The following is a 26,335-nucleotide window of genomic DNA, read 5'->3' as shown; positions in this document are numbered from 1 at the left end:
AGGCGGTATTTAATTGAGGAAATAATCATTAAATTTAATATCCGCCGTAACCCACCAAAATGGAATAAATATTACGATTTAATCGGGCGCACGTCGGTCATTAGTGTCAACTTAAGGTAGAAAACCAATGCTGGCAAGGTTTTAAACCGTGTCTGTCTACTTCTTGACATTTCCCCCTCATCCCCTAACCCCTTCTCCCACCGTGGGGAGAAGGGGAACCAGACTCTCTTACTCCCCTCTCCCCGGCGTGGGAGAGGGGCTGGGGGTGAGGGGTTTAGCTTAAGTTGACACCAATGCACGTCGGTGCGCCCCTACGGTTTCTGGGCAAAATAAGACTAATCTATTACATTAGATGTGCCACGCCACGACAAGGTGACGAACCTTGCTTGTTAATCCGTTGCCACCATATCCCAAAGCGCATCAATCCCACAGCCGATATAGTCTGAATCCTGGTGCTGTTCAATCCATTGCACGATAAGTGGCAGGATATCAGGGTTATTTTTGCCTAATTTACCCAAAGCTTCAGCAGCCGATAAACGCACGTCAGAATCGTCATCATCTAAGCGCAAAAGTAGAGCGTTGACTACTCTTTCTGTACCTTGTCCCAACTTGCCCAAAGCATCGGCAACCGAGTAACGTACACGAGACTCATCATCTAAGTGTGATAGCAGAGCATTAACTACCCTTTCTGTACCTTGCCCTAACTTACCCAAGGCATTGGCAGCCGAGGAACGCACGTTAGAATTGTCATCATCTAAGCGCAAAAGCACGGCGTTAACTACTGTTTCCGTACCCTGCCCCAACTTGCCCAAAGCCTCCATCGCTATGGTACGCACAATAACATCCAGCTCATCCTGATCATTCTGATCATCCTGATCATCTAAGCACAAAAGCAGAGCATTAACTACCCTTTCTATACCTTGTCCCAGCTTACCCAAAGCTTCAGCAGTCAAACCACGTACACCAGCATCTTCATCATCTAAGCGCAAAAGCAGGGCATTAATTACCCTTTCTGAATTCTCTCCTAACTCGCCCAAGGCATGGGCTGTCGAGAAACGTACTCTAGAATTTTCATCATCTAAGTGCAAAAGCAGAGCATCGACTACTGTTTCTGAACCCTGCCCCAATTTGCCCAAAGCTTTAGCAGCCGAGGAACGCATAAAATAATTTTCATCCTTCAAGCGCGATAGCAGAGTGTTAATTATCTTTTCTGAACCCCGCCCTAACTTGCCCAAGGCACGGGCAGCAGCGGTACGCATACCACCACTCTCATCATTTAAATGCGATAGCAAGGTATTGACTACTATTTCTGAACTTTGCCCCAACTCGCGTAAGGCATGGGCAGCCGAGCAACGCACACGTAATTCTGGATCATTTAAACACACAAGTAAGGCATTGACTACCCTTTCTTTACCCTGCCCCAACTTGCCCAAGCCATGGACTGCCCAGAAACGCACATCAGCCTCCTCATCTTCTAAACACGATCGCAGAATGTCAATTACCGCTTCTTTTTCTCCTAACGCCGCCCGATATTTCAACAATAGCCCTTCATCAATCATTTCCTCCCTTGCCTTCAAAAATTCCAGCGCTTGCTGCTCAAACTCCGTCTCATTCAAATGGCAAAAAATCTCGTAAACCTGCTGGCGAACCCTTTCACCCACCCGCGCCTTATCACTCACCTCCAACTCCACTAATCCCGTCAAAATCTCCTCAACTAAACCCTTATCAGCCCCCTTCAACCCCTTAATATTTTCCGTCAACAACGTGCCAGCCCAGAATAAATCCCGATGCAGCCATGACTCATACTCACTCTTATTCTGCAAAATCGCCCGTATCGCTTTCGCCGCCTTCTTCGGCTTTTGCTGGGCAATCAACAACAACAAAACCTCTCGCCAATGCGGATCATGCAGATGCTCTCGAATATGATTGAGAATAATATCAAAATCTCCCTCATTATCCGCTTGATAGTCAATCTCCTGAGCGCACAAATATTCCTGAAACGTCTTATGCACAAAAGCATAATAATCTTGCCCTTGTTCATTCAATAATCCCGTGCGTTCTCGGATAAAGTTGACAAACCGCTCTGCCTCTTTCTTTGCCTCATAGCGTTGAATCTGTTTCAGCGTCTGAATCTCTCGACTCAACTGATCAATCAAATCATCTTTCTCAATTAACGTTCCGCCCTCTTTATCCTCGCTATTTCCTTGGGTATGAATCCAATATGCCAGGATTTCCATCAACCGCCGTAAATCATCCAACTCTAGATGCTTTAATTCCGTCTGATTCGTTAGTTCTTTATTGGCATCCCAGGAGGTTAATAGAGTTTCAACTGCCTTATCATACAGCTTGTACCGTTCTTTCGGTAAATGAGCTTGATAGCGGTGAATTAGGGCAATAATCGTTAACAGTAGCGGATTTTGCGCCAGTAATTGAATCCGGGAATTATCGGACAATGCCGTTCTTAAACTCTGTTTGCGCCGCTCGGCTTCTGCTTTATCAGGAACGCGGCTATCATACCAACGGTTAATAAATTCCTCAATCTGGTCATCATTAAAAGGTTGTAACTGGTAGTGCGGAAACTCCTGGGTTTTAAAGAAGTCTCGCTTATATCCCGCTGGACGAGAGGTAATAATCGCGCGATTTTGCTTATATTGTCCCAGGAAATTTTCAATTCGCCGCACCACCTGATAACGTTTAGCATCTTCGGCAACTTCATCCAAACCATCTAATAGAATCAGCGCCCGCCCATCTTCTAACCAATAGTCAAAAAATCCCTCTGGCAAGGGTTTCACTGCCATCGTATCTTCAGCAAACTGCCGCACATAATCGAGGATACTGATGTCCGGTTGTCGCGCCAAGTCACGAATTTTAATTAAAATCGGCAGCCAATCTATATTAGAATTTAACCCTAATGCATTGTTTCTACTATCTCTATTTAATTCTTCCATCTCCCCCCTTTCAAAGGGGGGCTGGGGGGGATTGAAATGGTCAACCGCAGCGGAATCAGTCGAGACATGATTTTGCTGCGCCAGCATCACAGCAAAATAACTCATGAACGTGGTTTTTCCCGAACCAGGCGCACCTAACAGCACGACTTTTTTCTGACGTATAGACTCCAATCCTCCACCTAATAACTGCCGTGCATTCAACTGTCTCCCCACCCGACTTTCTAACTCCACTCGTTTTCCTTGTTTACGGAGTAACTCAGATTGATCATTCTCCCATGAGCCATGTTCTGAGAAATATAAAACATCCCATTTTTGCCGTTCTTCCACGACATCCGGCATAACAAAAATCTGGGCAAGATGTTCAGACTTCTCTATCTCTTGTCCGGCGACTGAAATCCCAGCAAACTTAACATCATCAAACCAATTGACCAATTGCTCACAATAATCAGCTTTAGCCACCTGAAACCTTAAATACTCATTCGTTAGCTGAAAATAAGTACGAACAAATACCTCCATCCACGGCTGAACCAAAGACTCGTCAATCTTGTTCATCTTAGAATCTTGTTTTGCCGCGTCTTTAAAGGCAGCTACTAAATAATCAACATCTGGCGTTCCTTGATTATTCAGCGGTTTCTGTAACTCGGCTAATCCAGCACCTTTAACAAACTGTGTTAAAAACCGACCAATAAAATCGGGGGGACAGCGATAGAATAATCGTTTGTGTTGTTCCTGTGCTGTTTTTGTCGCTGCGTTTAAGGCTTTGTCTAAATCTTGAGGGTTGAGTTTGCTGCGAACCCCGGTGAGTAAGGTTTCGGCAATCTTTAAGGTGGCAAATTCGCCTAACCATCCACCAAGCATGATTGATACGGGTTCCATATCTGATTTGAGCAACCGCCTTTAATTGTTATTATGGCTTACCTGATTCGGGGCAGACAGCCAACAGAACGGGGAATGGTACTGACTATCTGGCTTCGTAGTCGGCACGAAGCGTGCCAGAAGCGCTAAAGCGCTTACTACAAACCTGCCGACCTATGCTAAAATGTAAAGCAATGTAAAGGTATTGTCTTTTACCAGACAGCCTCGCAGTAGACTTGAGAATGAAACTGCTAACTCCATCTTAAGTAATGGAGTCGAAGAGGAAGGCTATGGGGATCGCCACAATTAACCCAGCAACGGGAGAAACGCTCAAAACCTTTGAGCCACTAGATCATGAGTCGATAGAAGCCAAACTCACCCTGGGACAACAGGTGTTTGAGTCGTACCGAAAAACGCCAATGGCGCAACGGGCGAACTGGCTGAATGCGGCGGCGGATATTCTGGAACGGGATAAGGTCAAGTTTGGTCAACTGATGACCTTGGAAATGGGCAAACCGATCAAAAGTGCGATCGCGGAGGTGCAAAAATGTGCCTGGGTTTGCCGTTACTACGCTGAAAATGCGGCGACGTTTTTGGCAGATGATCATATTGCCACAGATGCCAGCCAGAGTTTTGTCCGCTATCAGCCCTTAGGGATTATTCTAGCGGTAATGCCGTGGAATTTTCCTTTCTGGCAAGTGTTTCGTTTTGCCGCCCCCGCGTTAATGGCAGGAAATGTCGGGATTCTGAAACACGCCTCGAATGTGCCGCAATGTGCTTTGGCGATTGAGGACATTATAAAGGAAGCAGGATTTCCGGAAGGGGCATTCCAAAGCTTATTAATTGGGGCTTCTCAAGTCGAAGCCATTGTCAGTGACTCCCGGATTAAAGCCGCTACCTTAACCGGAAGTGAACCCGCAGGTGCATCATTAGCCGCTACTGCGGGGAAACACTTGAAGAAAACTGTGCTGGAACTCGGTGGAAGTGATCCATTTATTGTCCTGGAAAGCGCCGACTTAGACGCCGCCGTTACCACCGCCGTTACCGCCCGGATGCTGAATAATGGTCAATCCTGCATCGCCGCTAAACGCTTCATTTTAGCCGATGCGATCGCGGATGAGTTTGAAAAACGTTTGGTTGAAAAATTTAAAGCCTTGAATGTGGGTGATCCAATGGAGGAAACCACTAATATCGGACCATTGGCAACACCCAGTATCCTCCAAGAATTAGATCAACTGGTACAAGATTGTATAGCACAGGGAGCCAAAGTTCTAATTGGGGGTAAACCCTTAGATCGTCCCGGTCATTTTTACCCCCCCACCATCTTGGCGGACTTTCCTCCAGGAACCCCCGCCGACAACGAAGAATTTTTCGGACCAGTGGCGTTATTGTTTAGAATTCCTGACATTAACGCGGCAATTGCTAAAGCCAATGCGATTCCGTTTGGTTTAGGGGCAAGTGCGTGGACAACGGACGAAACCCAAGCCCAGCGGCTCATTGATGAGATTGAAGCGGGAGCTGTCTTTATCAATGGATTAGTTAAATCCGATCCCCGTCTACCTTTTGGCGGGATTAAGCGCTCCGGCTATGGACGAGAATTAGGAGTACAAGGAATTCACGAATTTGTCAACATTAAAACCGTTTGGGTGAAATAGTTAAGAACTATGGACGGAAGAGTACAGTAGAGGCTATTGTTAAAAAAACCGAATTTTAACAATAGGATTTTGATCCTTAGCTTTGAATTTTTACCGGGGATAGCTAACAGCCAGTCCTAGCTGTAGCCCCCCTCTAACTTGTCCTGCTGAAATTTCAGCAGGCACGAATTGCAACGAAATAGGACATCGCGCCAACCATCAAACGATAACCAAAGAAAATTAAGGGGAAAATTGAGATGGGCGAAATGAATACAGCCGACATGCTAGTCAGATGCCTGGAAAATGAAGGCGTCGAATATGTGTTTGGATTGCCTGGGGAAGAAAACTTGCATGTGCTAGAAGCACTCAAGCACTCCTCCATTCAATTCATTACCACCCGCCATGAACAAGGGGCAGCGTTTATGGCGGATTTGTATGGACGTTTAACCGGAAAGGCGGGCATCTGTCTTTCCACCTTAGGACCAGGGGCAACCAATTTGATGACTGGGGTAGCTGACGCCAACCTAGATGGCGCCCCGCTGGTGGCGATTACGGGACAGGTGGGAACCGATCGCATGCATATCGAATCCCACCAATACTTAGACTTGGTGGCAATGTTCGCCCCCGTAACCAAGTGGAACACGCAAATTGTCCGTCCCAGTAATACCTCAGAAATTGTCCGTAAAGCCTTCAAACTGGCGCAAAGTGAGAAACCGGGTGCAGTTCACATTGATCTGCCGGAAAATATCGCCGCCATGCCCGTTTTTGGGGAACCCCTGACGAAAGATGAACGGGAAAAAACCTATGCCTCATTCCGGAGTATTGGCAAAGCCGCCGTTGCCATCTCCAAGGCAAAAAATCCCTTAATTTTAGTCGGGAATGGGGCAATTCGCGCCCATGCTGCAGAAGCCTTGACGGAATTTGCCACCCGGATGAATATTCCGGTGATCAATACGTTTATGGGCAAAGGGGTGATTCCCTATACCCATCCGCTAGCGCTATGGACAATGGGATTACAACAGCGTGATCACGTTAGCTGTGCCTTTGATGAAACGGACTTAGTGATTGCGGTGGGTTACGATTTGATCGAATATTCACCGAAGAAATGGAATCCAGAGGGCAAGATTCCGATTATTCACATTGGTGCTAGCCATGCTGAAATTGACAGTAGCTTTATTCCGTTGGTGGAAGTGGTTGGGGATATCTCGGATTCGCTGAATGAAATTATGAAACAAGCGGATCGCGAAGGTAAGGCGACGCCCCATGCGGTGGAATTACGTTCCGATATCCGGGCGGATTATGAACAGTATGCCAATGATGAGGGGTTTCCGATTAAGCCGCAAAAACTCATCTATGACTTACGTCAGGTGATGGGACCCGAAGATATTGTTATCTCCGATGTCGGTGCCCACAAAATGTGGATGGCACGCCACTACCACTGCGATCGCCCTAACACTTGTATTATCTCCAATGGTTTTGCTGCCATGGGGATTGCCATGCCGGGCGCGATCGCGGCAAAATTAGTTCACCCAGATCGGAATGTTGTTGCGGTGACAGGTGATGGCGGTTTCATGATGAATTGCCAGGAACTAGAAACAGCCCTGCGAGTCGGCACAAACTTTGTCACCTTAATTTTCAATGATGGTGGCTATGGCTTGATTGAGTGGAAACAACACAATCAATTTGGCGACTCGGCATTTATTAAATTTGGCAATCCCGATTTTGTCAAGTTTGCTGAAAGTATGGGGTTAAAAGGCTATCGGGTGAATTCAGTGGCGGAATTTATTCCCACCCTGAAAGAAGCCTTAAGCCAAGATGTGCCGACTGTCATTGATTGCCCTGTAGACTATGGCGAAAATCTCCGCTTTAGTCAAAAAGCTGGGGATTTGAGTTGCAAAATGTAGGTCTTAGAACTGGCGTTTTTTTGACAATAGTGGTGTTAACTGTAGGGGCGATTCATGAATTACCCCTACTTTTACAGCGCAAAGCGCTGTAATAAAGTACAGTAGATCAAAGTCCCCCTTGTTGATCCCCCTCCCGTCCCCCTATTAGATCCCCCTCCCGTCCCCCTTCAAAAGGGGGAAGCCAGATGTTGCTTCGCTTTTTGTTCGATGGGGGAAGCCAGAGGATGCTTCGCTTTTTGTTCGATGGGGGATTTAGGGGGATCGACAATGTACCGCATAGCAGAGCAAACTGCTGTATTTATAGCAGGGAAGGGGTAGCGAGCAAGATGCTTAATGTAGTGAGCAAGATGCTCACACTACGACAAGGATTTTGCAATTCTTGACATTATGGTTTAAACCCAATCGACCTGATGGGCTTCAGTAATATCTGGAACCTCTAAGCGATCGCGCATCCGTTGCATCACTGTTTCCGGCACTTTGGCAGCGCGAGAACGATTGCGCCGCAGCAATTCTTCCCAAGCGGCTTCCAGGTAGACAATGCGAATCCGTGCATGGTAGGCAGAAAATAGATTAATGAGGGACGAACGCAGTTGGCGAGAGAGATTGGTTGCATTCCAAACAAAGGATTTTTCGGCTCTCATGTAGTCTTTCGCGATCGCTCTTGCTCGTTCTGCTACAGCAGCTTGGTCATCTTTGGGAGAAATCTTCATCGCTTGTCGCAGTTCATCTAGGGAGATTACAGTCCAATCGGGAAGATTCTCCTGAATCCAAGAGTCTTTACCAGCACCCGGTAAACCTGACATCACGACAACCTCGAAGCGAGTGTCATCAAAAGCAGCATAGTTGGGATCGCGATCGTCTTTTTGGAAATAGACAAATCGACTCTGATCTGAGGGGAAAGATCGGGGATAAATTAAGCAATTATTCTCTTGACAATATTCCCGAAAGAACTGAACCCGCTCCAGCAGTTCTAGCGGGTCGTCACACACGCGACCCCGAATATCCGCTTCTGCCAACAGTGCTAGCAGGTCGCAGCGAATCACTTGACTGGCTTTAATCACGGCGCGTTGCGGGTTGGGTTTGTCCCAAAACCAGAGGGGAAGACTACCATGCTGCACCAGTGAGACAATCGCCTCCCGTTGATGAAAGGGTACGTTGAGCGACCAGAGGATTTGCCGCGCCATTTTTGCCCCTTGGCGGACATGACCCTTAGACGTGATCCTGCCATCGGCTTCAATTTCCGTCGCCGCAGGTTTTGCCACATCATGGAGTAAGGCAGCCGCAAATAGAAGCGATCGCTCAATAGAGGGTAACTCCCGCCAAGCGGGTAATGCAATTAATGCCTCACAAACCAAGCGGGTATGGGTGAGAACATCGCCTTCCCCATGGTAGCGGGGGTCTTGGGGACAATCCTGAAGGGATTGAAGCCAGTCAAACTCAGCCTGAAGCGATGCCCAATCTAGCGTCCAGTCTGGAGGCGTGGGACACCAGGGAAATGACCAGCATAGAGATTGAGAAATAGAAGAAGTCATATAACACTACATCTTAAGGTGAATGTCGCTGACTTAAGCTGGGTTCGTAGTAGGCACTTTAGTGCCAGAAGCGCTCGCATTGCTTACTACAAACTCTAAATCAGTGACATCTTTAGCTGGAAACCCAATCACAGCTTACTGTTGCCTGTTGCCTATTGCCTGTTCCCTAGCGCGTAGCACTATAACTCAAACAAATCGACACCGGAACGTAGGAGATTGGGGACGATAGGGCGGTTGAGCCAATGGCTATCCGATTGCAGGATGGTGGTTGAAAAGCTAGGACGGACGTATTTGTAACGAGCGGTTACAACGGCTTCCTCTTCAACTTTGATATACAACCCTTCCATCAGGGGACTGGGGTCAGTTTGTTTGAGACTTCGCTCCACATCCAATCCCTGTTCCTCACAGGCTTGACGGAAGCGTTCTAAGTGTTCCCTGAGCTTTGCCGAAGCGTGTCCTGACTCAATGAAATTCGAGTGACCCAGCAATCCCATTAGCTGCTTGTAGGATGTTAATACACCGGAAAACAGGACGGGTACGGAAACCAGGGGTAATCCGGCGAGTAACTCCTGGCGACGTTGAGTACTGAGAAACTGCTGCTGTTCAACATCTAGCACATCAAATTCTAAGAAATAATGGGGTAAGGTGTCGTAAAAGACGGTGTGTTTGGCATAGAGCCATTCGCCATAGAGGATATAGCGATCGCCCAGCACCTGCCAAAACGTTCCAGTATGACTGTACGCCCATTGTTTGAACAAGTTAAAGTGCTTTTCTCGCTCTCCTCCAGTTAAATAATGTCCCCGGCTTTGCAACAGCATTTGCCCATCAGGAGTAAAACTGATGGCAGCATTGGCTCCATCTACCTTTTCTTCGACCACTACATATTGAGACGCGATCGCGCTGAAAGGCACGTTATCCAAATCTTCATCCCCCGGTTGGAGTCGTGAACCTTGGATATGAGGGGTGCGAGGGAATTTGTACATCAAATAACAGAAGCGTGAACTACTTCAGGTTTAGCGTAGCGGAACCTATAGCTTCTGGCTTCACAAGAGAATGCTTCAAGACGGACTTATGCCCAACTTTTGGTCTTACCTGCCAGCCTTCAACACCTGTTCAGCTGTTAGTTTTAAATCGGGGAAGGTTGGAGAGACAATAGTCTGATTGCCCCGAAATTGCTGAATTTCATACTCCCCATCCACTAACCTACAGACAGAGAGAGTGGGTTGTTTAGGTTTTCCAATATGTCGAGTACCACCTAATCCGGCATAGTCTGCTATCCAATATTCGGAAATGCCCAAAACTGCGTAGTCTTCGACCTTACGGGCATAATCATTTTGCCAGTTGCTACTAACTACTTCTGCCACAAATTTAATCGAGGTGCCTAGCGTTAGGATTGATTGCTCAGACCAAAGCGGTTCTTTAACGAGTTCATCTCGATCAACAACTGCAACGTCAGGTCGAAATGCTGTCATACCAACGTTAGAAGGGCGCAATAGTCCCCGCTGGAACACAAACCAAGGTAAGCCTATTGCGTCAATTTGGACACAGAGCTTGGCGCTAATGAAGGCTACAACTTCTTCATGTAAACCTGTTGGTTCCAAATCGAACACCTCTCCGTCGATCAGTTCGTAGCGGTTATCGCTACCATGACGAGCGAGAAACTCGTCAAAGCTAAGTGGCTTCTGTTGAATTGCTTGCTCGACTGCAATGGTCATAGGTCAACTGAGTCCAATTAATGCCTCAAGTCTACCAAATCGAGTATGTGATACATACGACGAATCAAACCTCTGATTGCTTTGCCCCAGAATATTGATGTTCCAGTATGAACGAATGGTATGGCGGTAGTTAGATAGTTGTTTGCCCTGAGATCGTAGTTCTATGAGTCGAGCGATGGTCGCTACGCGAACCGCCTTCGGCATCGCCAACGCTATCCTAGTATTATCCCCGATGAATCTATAAACCTGGAAAAATGCAATTAGAAGATTATTTTGATTTCCTCAGTCCTGATGACATTCGGATAAAAGGCACAAGAATAGGGATTGAAACTATTTTATATGATTTCATCCATCGGTGTCGCACCCCAGAAGAAATTGCCCAGAGTTATCGAACCCTAGATTTAGAACAAGTCTACGCTACGATTCTATACTATCTGCACAACAAAGAAGCAGTCAGTACCTACCTCGCTAATTGGATTGAGCATGGTCGCAGGATGCGAGAGGAACAAAAACACAATCCTCCACCTGTTTCTGAAAAACTGCGGAAACTGAGAGCAGAAAGAGAAGCAATGAGGAAAGCAAGTGGCACTGAAATATCTTTTAGATGAGAACGTCGATCGAGTTTATCAAACTCAACTTTTGCGGCAATATCCTGAATTAATTGTTCTTATGGTAGGAGAGCCTGGTAAGCTGTCATGCATTTAAATTGGGTATTAGTAGCGAGCAAGATGCTCGCACTACAAGGATTTCATGATTATTGATATTAAGGTTTAAATGCCGAACAGCTTAATCCTCCCAAAAGCACGCCAGATCCTGAAATTTTATGCTGGTGTGAAGCCAATGGGTTTGTTTTGGTGACTAATAATCGTGCTTCTATGCCTGTACATTTAGCCGATCATCTTGCTCAAAATCGCCACATACCTGGTATTTTTATTCTCAATCCCGATCTAGGCATTGGTGGAAATCTCGAAGAATTAATTTTAGCTGCTCTTGCTTCCGAAGACCATGAGTATCAGGATCGGATTATTTATTTACCTCTGCCATAGAGGATGTAGCGATCGCCCAGCACCTGCCGAAACGTTCCAGTATGACTGTACGCCCATTGTTTGAACAAGTTAAAGTCTTTTTCTCGCTCTCCTCCAGTTAAATATGTCCGTTGCGAATTCGTTCCTTAGCTGCTTCCCATGAACTACCTGAGCCAGGATTCTGCAAATAGGAAGCCTTTCTCTTTGCCAGCTCTTCTTTTTGCCAATCAAGCACAGGAATTTGCTCTGGAATTTGGGCAATGCTGTCCCATAAATCTTCCAGCAGTTGTAGTTTTTCCGAGAGGGTTAACTCAAACATTTGAGTGAACTCTGTGTTCATGCTGACCTCACCATCGCAATTGGTGTCTTGCTTCAAGTTTATCACCGATAACGATATTGCTTCCTCCTCTGCTGATCTACCGCAGCTAAACGAACTTGATAGCCTCTATATCCCTGGCATCAGAAAGAATGGTAAGGTATCATAAAACATCGACCACTTCATAAATCTGATCCGATCAGACGTCTTGCATGTTCCCTAGCTCGACAAGGTAGGGCAGATTTCACAACAATTTCGGCAAATCAGCTTCACCCCAAATTCCCTAGTCTGCGAGATGCTCGATATCTCCTATTTGTCACTCATCCGCTTCGTGGAGTTGAAAGGTACGTTATCCAACAAATACAGGTTGATTTTTCCACAACTGGAGAAAAGGAGTTTAACTGTCCCGTGGGAAGAAATACGATCGCGAAATCAGATTTCAAACTGTGAATCTAGCAGTCACACTTTACTCTCTAAGTATTGGTCGTACCTGCAATCTCTAGAAGTTCAAATTAGAACTTCCAATGATTGGTCTTTATTTGATTAAAATATGTAGCTTATGTCGCATACATAGCGATCTAACGGTTGCGGTCAGTGGTTACCAAAATTTGAACTCAGCACCAGCGGCTTCCTTCAATCCGTTGCACCGCAATTATTAGGCCGTTTCTCAGCTAATTCAATAAAGTGCCCAATTAATTATTTTCCAATCACTGCCTGGTGTACCAGATACTTCAGGATTACCTTGGGAGTCCTCATTTATTAAACGGAAATCAAATGATTTTAATACTTCTGCTCCATATTCTTCAAACACTAGATTAGTCGAGATGATTGAGAGGGCTGCCGCATGATCCTGGATTGAGACAAACTTAAAGGCTTTTAGAGCCTTGGATGAAAAGGATTGACGAAGACGTGCGGGTGCTTGTTTGGCAGGTGGTCCCATTTTGGAGGATAAACACTTAGCCATGTAACCGTAGTTCTTAACCATCCAAAAATTCAAGTACTTCGCAAGTTGCTTCTCAGGAGTTGTATCAGCAAAAAGCTCTGGCGCACCACTGGCGGGGACATCAATACCAACTTCAATATCCCTGGGTTTCCATTGTTCCAACTTCTCTTTATTTCCTTGATTTTTGCGTAACTGATCCAAAATTTCTTTCCAGCTTTTTTGTGGTTCTTTTGGCTGAACCTCAAGCAAGCCTTTTTCAGCTTTCAATGCCCAATCACGAGTAGCAAACAAAGCTGCCCATGCTTTAGCTGCAACTATTTTGTTGTCATAACCAAGATCCATTCCATGCATAATTCCATTGCGATATGGGATAGTAAGTGACTCAATTGTAGTTTTATACCGACCTTTTTGAAATATTCTTACTAATACATTCAATCCACTACTATGAGCCGAAATAGAATCCCACGCCGTAAGATCAACTTCTTCAGCGAAAAAGCCTCTTCGTTTTTCTTGCAGCTCATTCACTAAACCATCAAGCAGTGACAATACAACTGGAACACATGCATGATAACGTTCTTCTTCATAATCAATCAGAGCTTTTTGAGCAAGAGCCACTCTTGGATGGAAGGCACGGATTCCCTTCATGGTCTGTAATTTCCATCTCACTGTTTCTGCATCGTAGTAGTCCACTAAATCAGTTTCAGCACCATCTATGTCTCCTGACTCTGCTTTTGCGATTGCATTCTTGGCTACCTCAAGGTTAAGCAAGTCGTAAATGATCCAACCACGCGAAGCAAATATATCGTTGAAACGATCAGGTATCTGAGACATTTCTTCTATTTGTCGAACAAGATCATCAACGTTGGCTAAAGCATCATCCATTTTCTGTACATCAGCACCTAATAATTTTAGAAAGGGACGACAGAAAGGCATAATGCGTTTGAATGTAGCCATATCTCTCACATTTTTGAGATTTTTGGCAATGCTGGGGATGTCCCTAATAAAAGGAGAATTCATAACATGCTGGCTGCTAGTACTAAAATACTCAGAATTGATATCAACAGGTTTAGCACATCACCATGAAACCTGCCCATTTACATCTATCTCTTGGCGGAGCAGGAACGAGTGCGATCGCCCCTTGCTGTAGATTGGGTTGAGTCTGTCAAGTCCTTGCTTGGGAATCAATAGGTAAGGTGAAACCAAACATGACTCGATTGGGCGATCGTACACTGGGCGTATGGGCATTGTTCAAGCAGCACCATACTCTGTGTATTGCCGTTTGTAAGGAGGCTGTAAACCCAACACAATATCTTCTCTCTTGACACCCATTTCAACCAAGTCCTCAGCCGGATTCTGGTCTGTCAGATTCTGCTGAAGCCAAATTTTTCCGTCTTTGATATCAAAATGGACAATACAACGATAAACGCGGTTAAGCTGTTGCCATCCCACATTCATCCATTGGTAATGATCCCGCTCCGTGTCAAAGATAAGTTGCACTTCAACCTCATCATCCGAAACATCATCCTTGGCGTACTGGCTTAGTAATGTTTGAATGTACTGCCGATATTGAGCTACCTTGTCCATTGCACTATCACCTCATTAACTGGATCATACACAATTATCAAGACCTGATACCGTTGTACCGAAATTTGAGTGAATGCGTATTGAAAAAACGTTTGGTAAACATCAACTGTAACTGCCAAGTATAGGCTGATTCATAACCATTTAAAGAGTTGCTTTCAAGATTGAAGCCAACTTCGCAAGATATTAATTACCACTGGAGTAAAAGGTTCCATCTGACCCTGTTGGGGTTGTGATAGGTCACTGATTAACATCTCTAACAGTTATCCTCTAAGCCTTCATCGGGGTCTATACCATTTGTCCATAATAAGGCATTAGACAATTGCTTGCGTTTTTCGATTAAGGCACGGTTATTTTTTTCATGATCTCCCAAGTTTAAGACTCGGATCGTATCGGTTGCCCGCTCGCTTAACCCTTCTACCCGACCACTAATTTTAAAGCGAAGTTCTGTTTCACATTCTGTCATCAGGGGAGTTAGGGGTAGGGGTTGTGATTTATGAGCATCACCGCATTGATTAGAGGTATTACAACTGGCGACAATATTTGAAAATTCAACTGTGCGTCTAGGATTCAAATTTTGAGCTTCTATATGCTCATTGTGGCAAGCATCAATGTCTTGGATGCGCTGGCAACAATAGGCGCAAAGGTAGAATTGTTCTGATAGAGCATATTGCCGAATAGTGCGGCGAATCTCTTCAGTTAACTGGTTGTAGCGTCCGTGAGGGTTTTCTCGTTTCCAAACTGTCAAACTGGAGGGTTCAGTCCCTTTACTAATGGTTCGCATGACGCAATTCTTGTTTACGGAGCAGTAATTTGGCTTTGACTAATTCCAGATGATTTGCGGGTAGTTCCTCAGTTAATTTGGCGAGTCGTTGTTGAGCCTCGGTTAGCTTTGAATCTTGTATGGCATCCAGCAGATCGTTCAGTTCAGCATCGATTTTCTGATTACGGATGCTGGTGTCCATGACATCTAATAAGACAGTATTAGCATCTTGCCCATACTGAGAGGGCAATTGTCGCAATTCACCATTGGTTAAGGTGTAAACCAAAACATTTTTACAGTCGCTGATCACCAGAGGTGAATGGGTAGTCAGCACAAATTGACAATTTGGGAACGTTGCGATTAAGCGATCGCACAGGCTGCGTTGCCAAGAGGGATGCAGGTGCAAATCAACTTCATCAATCAAGACGATACCATCTCCTGCTAAAGGATTCTCCAGGGCAGGGTTCAGCATGGCTAGACGGCGAGCAATATCACCAACCAGAGCCATGAGAGATTTTTCGCCTTGTGAAAGTTGGGCTACATTCAGGGTTTCACCGTTTTTATCAATCGCCATGTGGAGACGAGGTTGACGACGAACTCTAAGATTATCCATCTGGGGCATAAATCGGCGAATGGCGGTGCGAACTGCGGTTAATTGCCGATCTTTGGCTGAGGCATTGAGTTCGTTTAACCGTTGCCATGCGTCTGGATTAGTTTCCAATAATGGTTTCAGTTGGTTCAGAAAATCTTCAGGCATTCCTGATTCATTTTCGGTATCTTCCCGTTCCCGAAACCACTCAAAAAAGCGGCGAAAGTCAACCCCCTGACTTAAAGAGTTATCGTAACCATCGAGTTGCAAGAAGGTATGCTTAGTCCTAATTTTTAGGGGAATATCAAGTACGACGCGCTCGACAGGGTAAAACGCAATGATGGGCAGGCTAGTTTTGTGATCACGGGTAAGGGCATCACGATAACGATTGGCTAAGCGGGTGCAGTCGTTGAGATTGCTAGTGTACCGGGATTTACGTCCTGTTCTATTTTTGGCTAAAGTCCACTTGAAGTGATGCTGGATCTCGTTTTGATTCGGATTGTCTGATGTTCCAGAAGCATCACAAATTTCTATTTCAATACTGGCGGCGTTGGTGGTGTTAAGTATGGCATCTTCCGGGATAGGGTTACCACTACCCTTTTCTGTACGTAAACGAGCCGTAAACCAACTCAGGGAGGTTGCTAAGGCTTTCAGCACAGAGGTTTTACCCGCCCCGTTATTACCCACAAAGACAGTGATGTTGCTGGGATTTTGATCGGTGGGTGCTAAAGGAATTTCTAGGTTTTCAAATAGCCCAATGTTATTTAATATAACCCGTTGGATTTCCATAGCGGTAACGTTCAAACCTCTGAGGTTTTCGACATTGACAACAGTACCTCAAACGGCATTTGAAAGCACTTACCCCTATTATGGTCTCAAAACAGTTGCACTTCGCCAGTTTCATCCCAGTCTCATGACTCGATTGGGCGATCGCACCAGGGTTAAGGTGGAGAAGCAGTGATGAGGGTTCCGAAACATCATCCTTGGCGTACTGGCTCAGTAACGTTTGAACGTACTCCCGATATTGAGCTACCTTGTCCACTGCACTATCACCTCATTAACTGGATCATACACAATTATCAAGACCTGATACCGTTGCAGGTGCAGTTTGAGTAAATTCGTATTGAAAAAACGTTTGGTAAACATCAACTGGAACTGCCAAGTATAGGCTCCGTTCTGGTTCAACAGACTCCAAAGCAAGACGATAACTGAGAAACTGCCCCAATGCAGCGTAAAAATCTGTGATCGCAGAAGGATTCAAAAAGCTTTTGATCTCGACTGCTATTTTCTCTCCGGCTCGTTCTGCTGCAAGCAATCGCTCTGCACCTAGATCAACCTTAAAGTTGATGTTACCAAACTTAAACTTGAGCGGGTCATCAGTAATCACCCACTGCTCTTTTTGAAGCGCTCGTTTAACAGCTTCGTGAAAAACATCTTTGGCAGACACAGACCAAATCTCAACACTGCATTCTATGGAATCTTAAAAAATTATACTCAAAGAGTGCGGGGTGGGGGAATCGAACCCCCAAGCATTGCTCTTGGTAAGGAACCTCTTCCATAACTCACGTTGCTCTCAGTACATTTGGGTGCTTGGCGGTTGAAACCGCAGCTAAACAAACAAAACCTGCCTCCGCAGGTTAAATAAGTGTTGATTTTTTGTTAGTCCGCGCAGGCGGACTTCGTTTTTGTAGCCACGACTTCCAGTCGTCAGGGCTTAAGTTGACACCCATGATCGCTCCGGCTCACCAACAGTGTTACACTCAAACTGAATTTCATCATCTACTCAATTCCACAGGTTTTGAAATTCACCAGGCAACGAAGGTACGTTTTGGATTAGTCTGGGGGTTAATCGTAGCGACGGCTAACTACAACAGATAATGTCAGAATGCAGATGTAGACCAACACTCCCAGCCATCCCCAACTTTGAAAAATTCTTTCTCAATCATGGAGATTATGGCTGCTCAGACTGAAGGATTTTACCGTCGTCCTTTGCCAGAATCCTGCATTGTCTTCTCCTCAACTGAGGGGAGGCAAATTTTTCGTGAAGCATTGGAACTGGGAGGAATGGAAGGATACTTTGCCCTTGCTGAACAGTTTCATACCCAAGCCGAACCTGCTTTTTGCGGTTTGGGAACAATGGTGGTTGTGCTGAACGCGCTGGCAATCGATCCGGGACGCATCTGGCGAGGGGTATGGCGCTGGTATGGTGAGGAAATGCTGGACTGCTGCCGATCTCTCCCAGTGATTCAGGAAACAGGCATTACCCTGGATGAATTCGTCTGCATCTCTCGTTGTAATGGCGCAAAGGTATCCGCTTACCGTTATACCGAGAGGAGCTTAGACGAGTTCCGGCAGGATGTTCAACAGACTACTTCTACAACCCATGGTACTCACATGGTTGCTGCCTACAGCCGCAAAGTTTTGGGACAAACTGGAGACGGACATTTTTCACCCATTGGGGGCTACCATCCACAGCGAGATTTAGTGCTTCTACTCGATGTGGCACGATTCAAATATCCACCACATTGGGTGCCATTACCGCTTCTATGGCAAGCGTTTGATCCACTTGACCCGGCAACAAACCGCAGTCGAGGCTATATCCTATTACAGAAAACAGAAGAGTTATATGAAACCTTCTTTCATGTTGCTCTCACTCCACAACAGTGGTGTGCAATAGCAGCCCCTTATTTTGCAGACAAATTACCCGTTTTGCTAGAGAAATCTAACTCTTTGGATGAAGTAGTTATAGCACTTATGCAGCATCTTCCAGTTGAGTTCGCATCACTTTTACAATCATCTACTCATTTAACGGATATGTTTCCAGCATTGCGAGAAGCGATTCAAGCCAATCCGTTGTTTGCCATCGTTCAGGAAGTTGTGTCTAGTCAACAGTATCAGGTGGCGATCGCAAAACAATGGAGTTTACTAGATAAAGCCGGGGATTTTACATGCTTAAAAATAAACTTTGCCGAGTGGCTAACGATATTGTTACTTGCCTGTCCTCAAACACTGTATAAAGCACTAAAACCTGAATTACAGACTTGGATCAATCCAGTTCGCAATCTAGCCCAATGTCCTGAACCACTCAATCGAGAAGTTACCCGATTGCAAGAGCAAATGTCCGCATTACAGGAATTTTGCTCTATTTCTGGCTGAGTTTATTTCGGATGAATAACATTCTCATGTTGAAGGATAAAATGCGATCGCTCAATCAGATTGCAAACTGTGAATCTAGCAGTCACACTTCACTCTCCAAGCATTGGTCGTACCTGCAATCTCTAGAAGTTCCAATTAGAACCTGCAATGATTAGCCTTTATTTGATTACAACCTGTAGCTTATGTCGCATACATAGCGGTCTAAGGGCAAAATGTAGCGGTGGCAAATAGCCTCGAACTCAACACCAGTGTTTTGCGACCGTCCGCTACCATGACATTTTAGACAGCACCAATCCCAAGATCATAAACTTATAGCAACCGCCACAACGGTTAGGACACTAGGCATGGCTCAAGACAATACATGGCATTCATCTTAATGTCCTAATGACCCTAGCGACTGCTATACTTCACGCTTTGTAGTACTTACTGCTAAATCCTACAGATAGCGGTGCACCCTCATACTGACAAGATACACCAATCTTTAACTTTCTCTTGTGATCGTAGTAGGTGTGAAAGTGTGTCTGTTTGCGGGCTAGTTCTAACTCAGATGGGTTAATACTAAATACTCCTAAAATTGCCTCAGAATCGAACGGGCGGTTTGGACTCCAAGGCGCAGTATTTTTTAATTTAACATCCACATAGTTAATGAAATTTCCTTCTGCTTCTAACATCATGTTAGCTTGCTCAGAGTCAACGATGATATTGCCTACTTCATTGGGCTGACCACCAACGACTTTTGCAACATCTGCAATAGGCATTCCAATATACTGGAAAGGACGGTGGAAAGGTACTCTCAACACATGCAATCCATAATTAACAGCCCTGTTTACTGCATCTCCAAGCGTCAATGTCCCAAGATAATCACCATTTTTAGGAATAGCAGATGCCTGTGAACTAACTATCGAAGCCATTTGGCTTGGTAAGGTGTGTATATCTTGCTCAAAACAGTTTTCGATAGGAACTTGAATTGAAACTGTTTGTTGCTTTTGCCATTTTTTATTGAGTGAGTGAATAAAATCTTGAGGGAAGCACCAATAAAATACCTTATTTTGACAGTCAACAACAATTAAAAATGTTGGATTAGGCTGAAGCAACCAATAATTGAGGGTTGTTACTTTGATGGGAACTGTGATTGAATTACCTTCTAGTTTTGCTTCTTTTTTCCCTTTACATTGAATATTAAATAATTTCCCGGTCGGGTATTCTCCCTCCATGATTTCACAGATGAAGTCGATGCCGAGATCGCTATCTTGAGGAACAGGAATAACGTTGCAGAATTCGACAAAGACAGACCTCAGGAGATCAGCAGCACTTACACCAATCTTTTGAGACTTAGTACGTTTGGGTAACTTAGTCATTACAATGCTAGAGATTTTCCCACAATCTTAACTCAACTGTTATTTGGAGTAGTGTAGATTGGGCGATCGCACCAGGGTTCAGGTGGAGAAGCACAGATGAGTGTTGGGTTTCATCCTTCAACCTAACTGACAAGATCGGGCGATCGCTGGCGATTTGCTAGTATTCCTGCAGGGGATATTGAGGAGGGTTTTGCCCAACGCCCGATTCCAATTTTACAGATGCCCCATGAACTCCTACCGCTTCAGTTAGGTTTAGCCTCAACAGTAGCTATTCCTGGAGTTGTGATTGATGGGGGACGCCAGTCGATGCCGTTAGCGCGTTGGCTGCAAGAGGTGCAACCTGTAGCGCTTCACTATATTCCCGGTGCGCCAGATGGGTTAATTTTAGAGGCGGGATTAAGCGAACGCTGGGTAATGGCAACCTTTGAGGATAAAGAGGTAGCGGCGGCGGCGAGGTTGTATGAACAACGTAAACAAACCAGTCAGGGATTACATTTTTTGTTAGTGCAACCGGATGATTCGGGAATGACGTATACCGGATTTTGGTTGTTGATGGTTGATTGATTTTTCTCATCTACCATTCTGAGCTTTTCTTGTAGCTGAGATATTATTCGCGTAAAATTTACGCAAATCTATTGGCTTTGTCCAAAGTCCAAATCGTTATCAACCCATTTTTATTGCATTAGACAAAATAGAGAGCGGGATAAGCTTATCCTAATCAATCAAGGCTAATATGATTGCTATTGGGATTACTTTCTAGGTAGTAAACGATAATCTCATCATCTTTTTGAAAGCGATATCTCCTATTATTTGAAATAGTTTTTATGCCTCGCCAAGTCGTGCCGCGCTCATCTGCAAATATATAATGTACGACATGAATAGTTGTCCGCGTACCATATTTTCCGGTTATGGTTTTAACATCAATATCAATAACTTTGCCAGTAGTGCGCTTTCCATGAGCCTGAATAAATGTTTCTGACATCAATGAACTGCTCAATAATAAAAATGCAATAAATACAATTAATAGAATTACAATAATTGATTCCATAAGTAGTTATTATCTCCCAAAAACGTAATCTTGGTATGTCAACAAAAAAGTCAAACTCGTTCCCAGTTCAAATCCTCGAATAGATAGTTGTTTCATGTTTTCGTTCCATAGTAAGTGAGCATCTTCTGGTCGTAGTAATAAATAAGTAAACAGCAATTTCCAACAATTCCAGCGCAGACATTGCCAAGCATTTTGAAGGTCGTAAAATAAGATTAAACTTTCTGCGGCAAAAATGCGAAATGGATGCAGAAAGCGAGGTGGATAAGCTGCCAGTTTCTGAAGCGCTCCTAGGATAAAATTGAAGATGATAAATAGCAGGGGCCAACTTAACCAGACGTAATTTTAAGTTGTTAAACTAATCGAAATTGCCAGAGGAATTAAGATTAAAACTGTGCCTAAACGAGATGGACAACTGTAATATAAACTAATCCAATTACGTCGCTTTAGATAAATATCACCGCGACTCCAGCGAGTAAGGCGTTGTAATACTTGGGGAAGGGTATTCCAGGTTTCAGTGGAGTGATAAACCACAGCTTCCGGACAAGTGTGCATCATATACCCTTCGTGATACAGACGATAGCCTAATTCTGCATCTTCTCCCCCAATGGGTTGCGGACAGTTTTCGTCAAAGCCACCGAGTTGTTTAAAAATGGTTTTGCGACAGGAAAAGTTATTACTCGGACCCCAAACAATTTGCGTAGGGAAATCCGCGATCGCGAAAGCATCCAGATAAGGTGTAAGTTCAATAACGTGCCATAACCAGGTTTGCGGCCCCTTAAACTCGGTTTTGCCAATTACTGCAACCACTTCGGAATGATGGTGATAACAGTCGCAATGACGCTGGAGTAATTCTGGGGTCGCGATACAATCGGAGTCGATAAAACAAACAATAGGATAACGGGCGTTTTTTGCCCCTAAATTGCGTTTGGTGGTGACTGGACCGGACTGCCAACAATAGTTAAAATGATGGCGATCGCAAGCGGCTTTGATACGTTGCGCGTCTGGGGTAGGACTGTCATCCATCACCCAAACCTCGGTCGGAATATCGCAAAATGCCTGACTGGTCTTCAGAGAATCCAGTAAGGTTTCACACATCTGAACTCGTTTGTAAGTGGGAATAACCACTGATAAACCCGATTCAATCAAGGATTGAGATTCAGACATAAGCACTTTGCTGAAAATTCAAAGTTTCGCGGGCGGCTTGGGCAACAGCAGTGGCAGAATTACAGCTTGGCTGCCATTCTAACATCTTAATTTTGCTGAGATCGCAGCGCAAATGGGGAACATCCCCCCGCCATCCCCGTTGACCTCCTGTGGTTTGATAGTCAATCTCTGATGACCCCACGACGACTTCAGCGACAATTTGGGCGACTTCTAAAGCGGAAATATAATCTTGGTTGCCGACATTGTACACTTCACAAGTCTTTCCCAGAGGGCGTTGGGCTGTGGTAAGCATGGCAGCAACAGAATCTCGAACGTGGAGATAATTGCGCTGTTGCTGACCATCTCCAAGAATTTCTAGGGTTTTGGGATTTTTTTGTAACTTTTCGACAAAATCTCGCACAATCCCATAACTCATACGAGGACCGATAATGTTGCCAAAGCGTAAAATCGTCCCCTGAATGCGGTTGAGGTGATGATAGGCACTAATAATACCTTCTCCGGCTAATTTACTTGCCCCATAAGGAGAAATCGGTAACAAGGGACCGAGAGATTCTCTGAGAAGGGGAGTCTGAGGTTCGCCATAAACTAACTGACTCGAAGCGTAGACAATCTGAGGCACATTTTGGTCGGCCATGGCTTGCAATAGCGTCCAGGTGGCTTGGATGCCGTGTTGTAAATCCACTTCGCGATCGCGCAGGCTTTGACGACTGTTAGAATTAGCAGCAAGGTGAAAAACGATGCTGTGACTTGTTAGGCTTTGATTGAGTAATGCTGCATCTCTCAAATCGCCTGCAATGCAACGACAACCGGGATGATTTTGTAGTGTCTGATGCCAAGGTTGCGACCCGTGGCGATTGCAATCGTAGAGAGTAACTCGATAACCTTGTTGTAATAAATGTTCGGCGAGATGACCCCCAATAAAGCCAAGACCGCCAGTAATAAAAATGGGTTTATAATCGTCATTCATGCGCTTATTTTCACTGCCGTTGCTCTCATTCTAAAGGAATTTTTCTGATTAACCCTTTTTTTTGAAAAAATAGTTAGGATTTTTAATGATTAACTCATAATCGGGATAATTTAACACTTTTTTGACTACCTCGCAAACATCCCAACCAGAACCATCAGCAGAGTCATCAAATAATAAATAACCCCCCGGAACGAGAAAGCGATCGCAATGGCAAAAATCTTGATAAGCTTGACCATAGGAATGATCGCCATCAATGTAGGCAAAACCAATACCACCCCCCAAGGTAATCGAGCGTCCGAAAACATCCGATAAAGACTGATTCGCAGCCCAAGCCTCGAAAAAGCGATCGGAAAATAGCTCTAAAAGATAAGGTAGATCGAAATTACTAAAATATTCAAGATTGTGCAGACATCGACTTTTGATAAATTGGCGTAATTCCTTGCTGGATAAAGGTTTCGCGGCAGGTAAATCTTCGCGCATTGTATCGTTCATATCTACAAAATACCAAGGATCGATGGTTATTAGCCGATTTTGGCGTTGATAAAGCGCTTTATAATAAGTCATCGCATTTGCAGATAAACCGCCATAAGTGCCAATTTCAACAATCGGGTAAGAATCGGGTAAATTTCTGATAGCAAAATCAAAACAATAGAGATTTCCTGGCTCTAAAAAACCGATATTCATGCGGGTTAACCAGGTGATATATTCATCAGAAATATCAATAACTTTTTCTCGTTGCCAAACTAAACTGAGAGTATTAAAAAAAGAAAACATTTTGGTATTTTGCCTAAAATTATAAAAGCATTAACTTGGTAGACCTACACTGAAATCGCGTCCAATTAGGGATCGAAAGAAAAACTTATAGCATCTGCTAGGGTAGGGGCGAGGAAGTATCAAGCCAATAAAGGGTTTCACAAGCCTGAATTAGTGCATCTCGTCGAACATTGACTTGGGGAAACCAACGAACGTAATGCTTAAAGCGATCGCCCCTGGATTCTAAATCGTGACAATATAATGCTTCTTGGGCTTTCCAAATGGTGATATTCGCGGCCAAAAGTTCGTAAATCGCTGCTTCCCACGTAGGAACGTGGATATCTGCTTGATGTCGGGTTAATTTGGAGTTTAGGGCGCTTTTGGCCCGAGGGGCTTGGGCGAGAGTGGCAATAATATCGAGGGTTTGGGTTTTGTAGAGGCGTTGCGCTTTTTCTTCGTCTTGGTTTTGGTTTCGCAGACACCATTCTTTGATGGTTAAAATACTGAGGCGATCGCTGAGTAACCCAACAGTATTCAAACCCACAAATTCGGGAGGGGTTTGGGGGGGGGGATCGGGACGATGAAGGGATTGTAGGGTCGCGATCGCCTCCTCGCGATAATCATCTAATGCTGCCTGTAACTGGGACTGAGACGACCAGCGATCGCCGACCTGTTGCAAAAAGCTGTAGTAAGCCGCAGCAAGCTGACGAAAATACTCAAAGCGTTGGGACATGGCGATTGTGGGTGTGCAAACACATTTTCAAGTGATTCGAGCAAGCGGTTTCGATCTCTTGGTTGTGATCGTCTATGCGTCCCCAACGCCTCAACCAACGTCGTTCCGCATTAAAAACTCCAAAGTGTTCGTAACCTCGCACCCGAGACATCCGTGCAAAAATCAACGGATTGTAGAGATCGAAACCTGCTACTGAACAGTCACATAATTGTACAAAATGACAGCCAAAGACGAGGGCTACTTCTGCTGATCCCGATGCTGGTGCAGCATGAAGTAAGGAATAATTAGCGACGTTCGCGATCGTTTTTAAATCGCGATGGGGTGACTGAAACCGGATTGTATTTTCAGGTAATTTTCGCGGATAAAAATCCGAAATGACAACGAATTTTATGCCCAGTTTATTCGCCCAATTTTTAAAGAGTTGAATGTGCCACGGTTGCGTATTGCGTTGGGGATTGTGGCGATCGTGACGGTCAAATAAGGAAATATAATGTCCTTCAACCAAGGGAGAACCCACATCAAAAGTCGGTTGGGTTCTAGCGAGTCGATTGACTGCTAAATGCCAATAGCGACCATATTTTTTTTGAAACTTGAGTTTCGCGAAATAATAGCCATTAGAATAGCCTCCTAGGGTCATACCGCAAGACACCCAATAAGGACCTAATCGCGCTTTAATATTGGGGAGTTTTGGGAGGGCGCGATCGTGGTCATTTCTGGTGAGCCAGTTAAAGCGATTTTCTCCTGTGGTAAAGCGATTTTTATTCCAATCTGCTTTGATTTTAGGGCTAACTAACTCAATTTGATCGTGTGAAATATTGCTATAAAGAATACCGCAACCCTCCCAAGTTAAAGCAATCACGCGGCAATAATTATGATGTTTATCATAAAATTTTCCGCCTAAAGATTGTGACAATAAAACTTCATTGCCCATTTCTCCTGAGATAAAATCAATAATTGCTTTTGGCTCGTCAATTCCTGCGGTAATTTCGTATATTTCAGCTAAGGTATGGGCAATGTATTGCGTCATAACTGATTCGAGGTGGAATTATTAATAATTATAGTGGTTTTCAAGTTGATAGACTACAGTAGCAGCAGCGAATAAACCATCCAGACAGCACAGCGCCTGCCTGTGATTGTAGAACATCTGTGCCGATGCGATGCGGATATCATCGCGCTACAAGAAGCGACGCCACCCTTGCTAGACGTGTTGTTAAACTGAAGTTCCCCCCATCCCGATTGGTGATAGAAGTCGAAAGCCCGACTATGTAAGCGTTTGAGCCAATTACTCCTCTCAATTCGTACCCATGTATATTTAAGATTTTCTTAATACTCTTGGGGAAAAATCTGTGAG

The 26,335-nt window shown here is 44.7% G+C and carries 20 protein-coding genes and 6 pseudogenes; 8 read left to right on the top strand and 18 right to left on the bottom strand.

Translation table 11 applies throughout. From position 1 onward, the window contains the following. Window positions 1-389: 389 nt before the first annotated feature. Window positions 390-3,824: an NACHT domain-containing protein gene (locus tag RIB93_RS33490; RefSeq protein WP_446379794.1), complete on the bottom strand. Its 3,435-nt coding sequence runs from the start codon at window positions 3,822-3,824 to the stop codon at window positions 390-392. A 269-nt stretch (window positions 3,825-4,093) separates the two neighbouring features. On the opposite strand from RIB93_RS33490, the gene RIB93_RS33485 reads away from it, so the two are divergent. Together RIB93_RS33485 and RIB93_RS33480 are read left to right on the top strand one after the other, a co-directional pair. Beyond that, window positions 4,094-5,458, top strand: a complete 1,365-nt coding sequence (locus tag RIB93_RS33485; protein WP_446379792.1) for an NAD-dependent succinate-semialdehyde dehydrogenase — start codon at window positions 4,094-4,096, stop codon at window positions 5,456-5,458. A 236-nt stretch (window positions 5,459-5,694) separates the two neighbouring features. Then, window positions 5,695-7,341, top strand: a complete 1,647-nt coding sequence (locus RIB93_RS33480) for an acetolactate synthase large subunit (RefSeq protein ID WP_446379790.1) — start codon at window positions 5,695-5,697, stop codon at window positions 7,339-7,341. A gap of 392 nt (window positions 7,342-7,733) precedes the next feature. Here RIB93_RS33480 and RIB93_RS33475 read toward each other — a convergent pair whose 3' ends face one another. The 3 genes from RIB93_RS33475 to RIB93_RS33465 all read right to left on the bottom strand — a co-directional run bounded on the left by RIB93_RS33475 (window position 7,734) and on the right by RIB93_RS33465 (window position 10,588). Then, window positions 7,734-8,873 carry an AAA family ATPase gene (locus tag RIB93_RS33475; RefSeq protein ID WP_446379788.1) on the bottom strand — a complete coding sequence of 380 codons (1,140 nt, stop codon included), beginning with the start codon at window positions 8,871-8,873 and terminating at the stop codon, window positions 7,734-7,736. A 179-nt stretch (window positions 8,874-9,052) separates the two neighbouring features. Further along, on the bottom strand, window positions 9,053-9,856 hold the full coding sequence (locus RIB93_RS33470; RefSeq protein ID WP_446379786.1) for an RNA ligase family protein: 804 nt from the start codon (window positions 9,854-9,856) through the stop codon (window positions 9,053-9,055). 105 nt (window positions 9,857-9,961) lie between these two features. Continuing rightward, a complete protein-coding gene (locus RIB93_RS33465; RefSeq protein WP_446379784.1) occupies window positions 9,962-10,588 on the bottom strand; it encodes a Uma2 family endonuclease in 627 nt (208 codons plus the stop codon). A 254-nt stretch (window positions 10,589-10,842) separates the two neighbouring features. On the opposite strand from RIB93_RS33465, the gene RIB93_RS33460 reads away from it, so the two are divergent. Next, on the top strand, window positions 10,843-11,196 hold the full coding sequence (locus RIB93_RS33460; protein ID WP_446379782.1) for a DUF433 domain-containing protein: 354 nt from the start codon (window positions 10,843-10,845) through the stop codon (window positions 11,194-11,196). A 183-nt stretch (window positions 11,197-11,379) separates the two neighbouring features. Then, a pseudogene (locus RIB93_RS33455) lies at window positions 11,380-11,634 on the top strand (DUF5615 family PIN-like protein); the annotation flags it as partial. A gap of 97 nt (window positions 11,635-11,731) precedes the next feature. On the opposite strand, the gene RIB93_RS33450 reads toward RIB93_RS33455, so the two are convergent. From RIB93_RS33450 to RIB93_RS33425, 6 genes and pseudogenes are all read right to left on the bottom strand, one after another. Continuing rightward, a complete protein-coding gene (locus tag RIB93_RS33450; protein WP_446341623.1) occupies window positions 11,732-11,953 on the bottom strand; it encodes an addiction module protein in 222 nt (73 codons plus the stop codon). 652 nt (window positions 11,954-12,605) lie between these two features. Next, on the bottom strand, window positions 12,606-13,889 hold the full coding sequence (locus RIB93_RS33445) for a hypothetical protein (protein WP_446379780.1): 1,284 nt from the start codon (window positions 13,887-13,889) through the stop codon (window positions 12,606-12,608). A gap of 231 nt (window positions 13,890-14,120) precedes the next feature. Then, on the bottom strand, window positions 14,121-14,456 hold the full coding sequence (locus RIB93_RS33440) for a XisI protein (protein WP_446379778.1): 336 nt from the start codon (window positions 14,454-14,456) through the stop codon (window positions 14,121-14,123). Continuing rightward, window positions 14,444-14,581: pseudogene (locus RIB93_RS33435) on the bottom strand (element excision factor XisH family protein); the annotation flags it as partial. The pseudogene RIB93_RS33435 and the gene RIB93_RS33440, both read right to left, overlap by 13 nt. Before the next feature lie 30 nt (window positions 14,582-14,611). Further along, a pseudogene (locus RIB93_RS33430) lies at window positions 14,612-15,237 on the bottom strand (TIGR02646 family protein). After that, window positions 15,224-16,594 (bottom strand): AAA family ATPase, encoded by a 1,371-nt coding sequence (locus RIB93_RS33425; RefSeq protein WP_446379776.1) that lies wholly within the window; start codon window positions 16,592-16,594, stop codon window positions 15,224-15,226. The pseudogene RIB93_RS33430 and the gene RIB93_RS33425 overlap by 14 nt, the downstream one beginning before the upstream one ends. A gap of 34 nt (window positions 16,595-16,628) precedes the next feature. Here RIB93_RS33425 and RIB93_RS33420 point away from each other — a divergent pair, with 34 nt between their 5' ends. Then, window positions 16,629-16,766 (top strand): hypothetical protein, encoded by a 138-nt coding sequence (locus RIB93_RS33420; RefSeq protein WP_446379774.1) that lies wholly within the window; start codon window positions 16,629-16,631, stop codon window positions 16,764-16,766. Window positions 16,767-16,834: 68 nt separating this feature from the next. On the opposite strand, the pseudogene RIB93_RS33415 reads toward RIB93_RS33420, so the two are convergent. Then, a pseudogene (locus RIB93_RS33415) lies at window positions 16,835-17,252 on the bottom strand (XisH family protein). A 290-nt stretch (window positions 17,253-17,542) separates the two neighbouring features. On the opposite strand from RIB93_RS33415, the pseudogene RIB93_RS33410 reads away from it, so the two are divergent. Next, a pseudogene (locus RIB93_RS33410) lies at window positions 17,543-17,683 on the top strand (methyltransferase type 11); the annotation flags it as partial. 75 nt (window positions 17,684-17,758) lie between these two features. Beyond that, complete coding sequence (locus RIB93_RS33405) at window positions 17,759-18,961, top strand: phytochelatin synthase family protein (protein ID WP_446379772.1); 1,203 nt, start codon at window positions 17,759-17,761, stop codon at window positions 18,959-18,961. A 407-nt stretch (window positions 18,962-19,368) separates the two neighbouring features. Here the strand turns inward: RIB93_RS33405 and RIB93_RS33400 are convergent, their stop codons facing one another. Further along, the gene (locus RIB93_RS33400) at window positions 19,369-20,319 is read right to left on the bottom strand and encodes a DUF4365 domain-containing protein (RefSeq protein WP_446379770.1); all 951 of its coding nucleotides are present in this window, start codon (window positions 20,317-20,319) and stop codon (window positions 19,369-19,371) included. Between the two features lie 138 nt (window positions 20,320-20,457). Here RIB93_RS33400 and RIB93_RS33395 point away from each other — a divergent pair. Next, window positions 20,458-20,883: pseudogene (locus RIB93_RS33395) on the top strand (Tab2 family RNA-binding protein); the annotation flags it as partial. A gap of 154 nt (window positions 20,884-21,037) precedes the next feature. Here RIB93_RS33395 and RIB93_RS33390 read toward each other — a convergent pair. The 6 genes from RIB93_RS33390 to RIB93_RS33365 form a co-directional block, all read right to left on the bottom strand. Further along, window positions 21,038-21,367, bottom strand: a complete 330-nt coding sequence (locus RIB93_RS33390) for a DUF3592 domain-containing protein (RefSeq protein ID WP_446379768.1) — start codon at window positions 21,365-21,367, stop codon at window positions 21,038-21,040. Between the two features lie 342 nt (window positions 21,368-21,709). Further along, entirely contained in the window at window positions 21,710-22,531 is an 822-nt protein-coding gene (locus RIB93_RS33385; protein WP_446379766.1) for a glycosyltransferase, read from the bottom strand. After that, window positions 22,524-23,498, bottom strand: a complete 975-nt coding sequence (locus RIB93_RS33380; RefSeq protein WP_446379764.1) for an NAD-dependent epimerase/dehydratase family protein — start codon at window positions 23,496-23,498, stop codon at window positions 22,524-22,526. Before RIB93_RS33380 ends, RIB93_RS33385 begins: the two co-directional genes overlap by 8 nt. Window positions 23,499-23,546: 48 nt before the next feature. Further along, window positions 23,547-24,272, bottom strand: coding sequence for a class I SAM-dependent methyltransferase (locus RIB93_RS33375; RefSeq protein ID WP_446379762.1), 726 nt, complete (start codon window positions 24,270-24,272; stop codon window positions 23,547-23,549). A 97-nt stretch (window positions 24,273-24,369) separates the two neighbouring features. Continuing rightward, window positions 24,370-24,984, bottom strand: a complete 615-nt coding sequence (locus tag RIB93_RS33370) for a hypothetical protein (RefSeq protein WP_446379760.1) — start codon at window positions 24,982-24,984, stop codon at window positions 24,370-24,372. Beyond that, the gene (locus RIB93_RS33365; RefSeq protein WP_446379758.1) at window positions 24,968-26,011 is read right to left on the bottom strand and encodes a hypothetical protein; all 1,044 of its coding nucleotides are present in this window, start codon (window positions 26,009-26,011) and stop codon (window positions 24,968-24,970) included. Before RIB93_RS33365 ends, RIB93_RS33370 begins: the two co-directional genes overlap by 17 nt. Between the last annotated feature and the right edge of the window lie 324 nt (window positions 26,012-26,335).

The sequence above is a fragment of the Coleofasciculus sp. D1-CHI-01 genome (assembly GCF_040218875.1).
GTDB lineage: Bacteria > Cyanobacteriota > Cyanobacteriia > Cyanobacteriales > Coleofasciculaceae > Coleofasciculus.
This window is presented reverse-complemented; position numbering and strand designations above follow the sequence as displayed.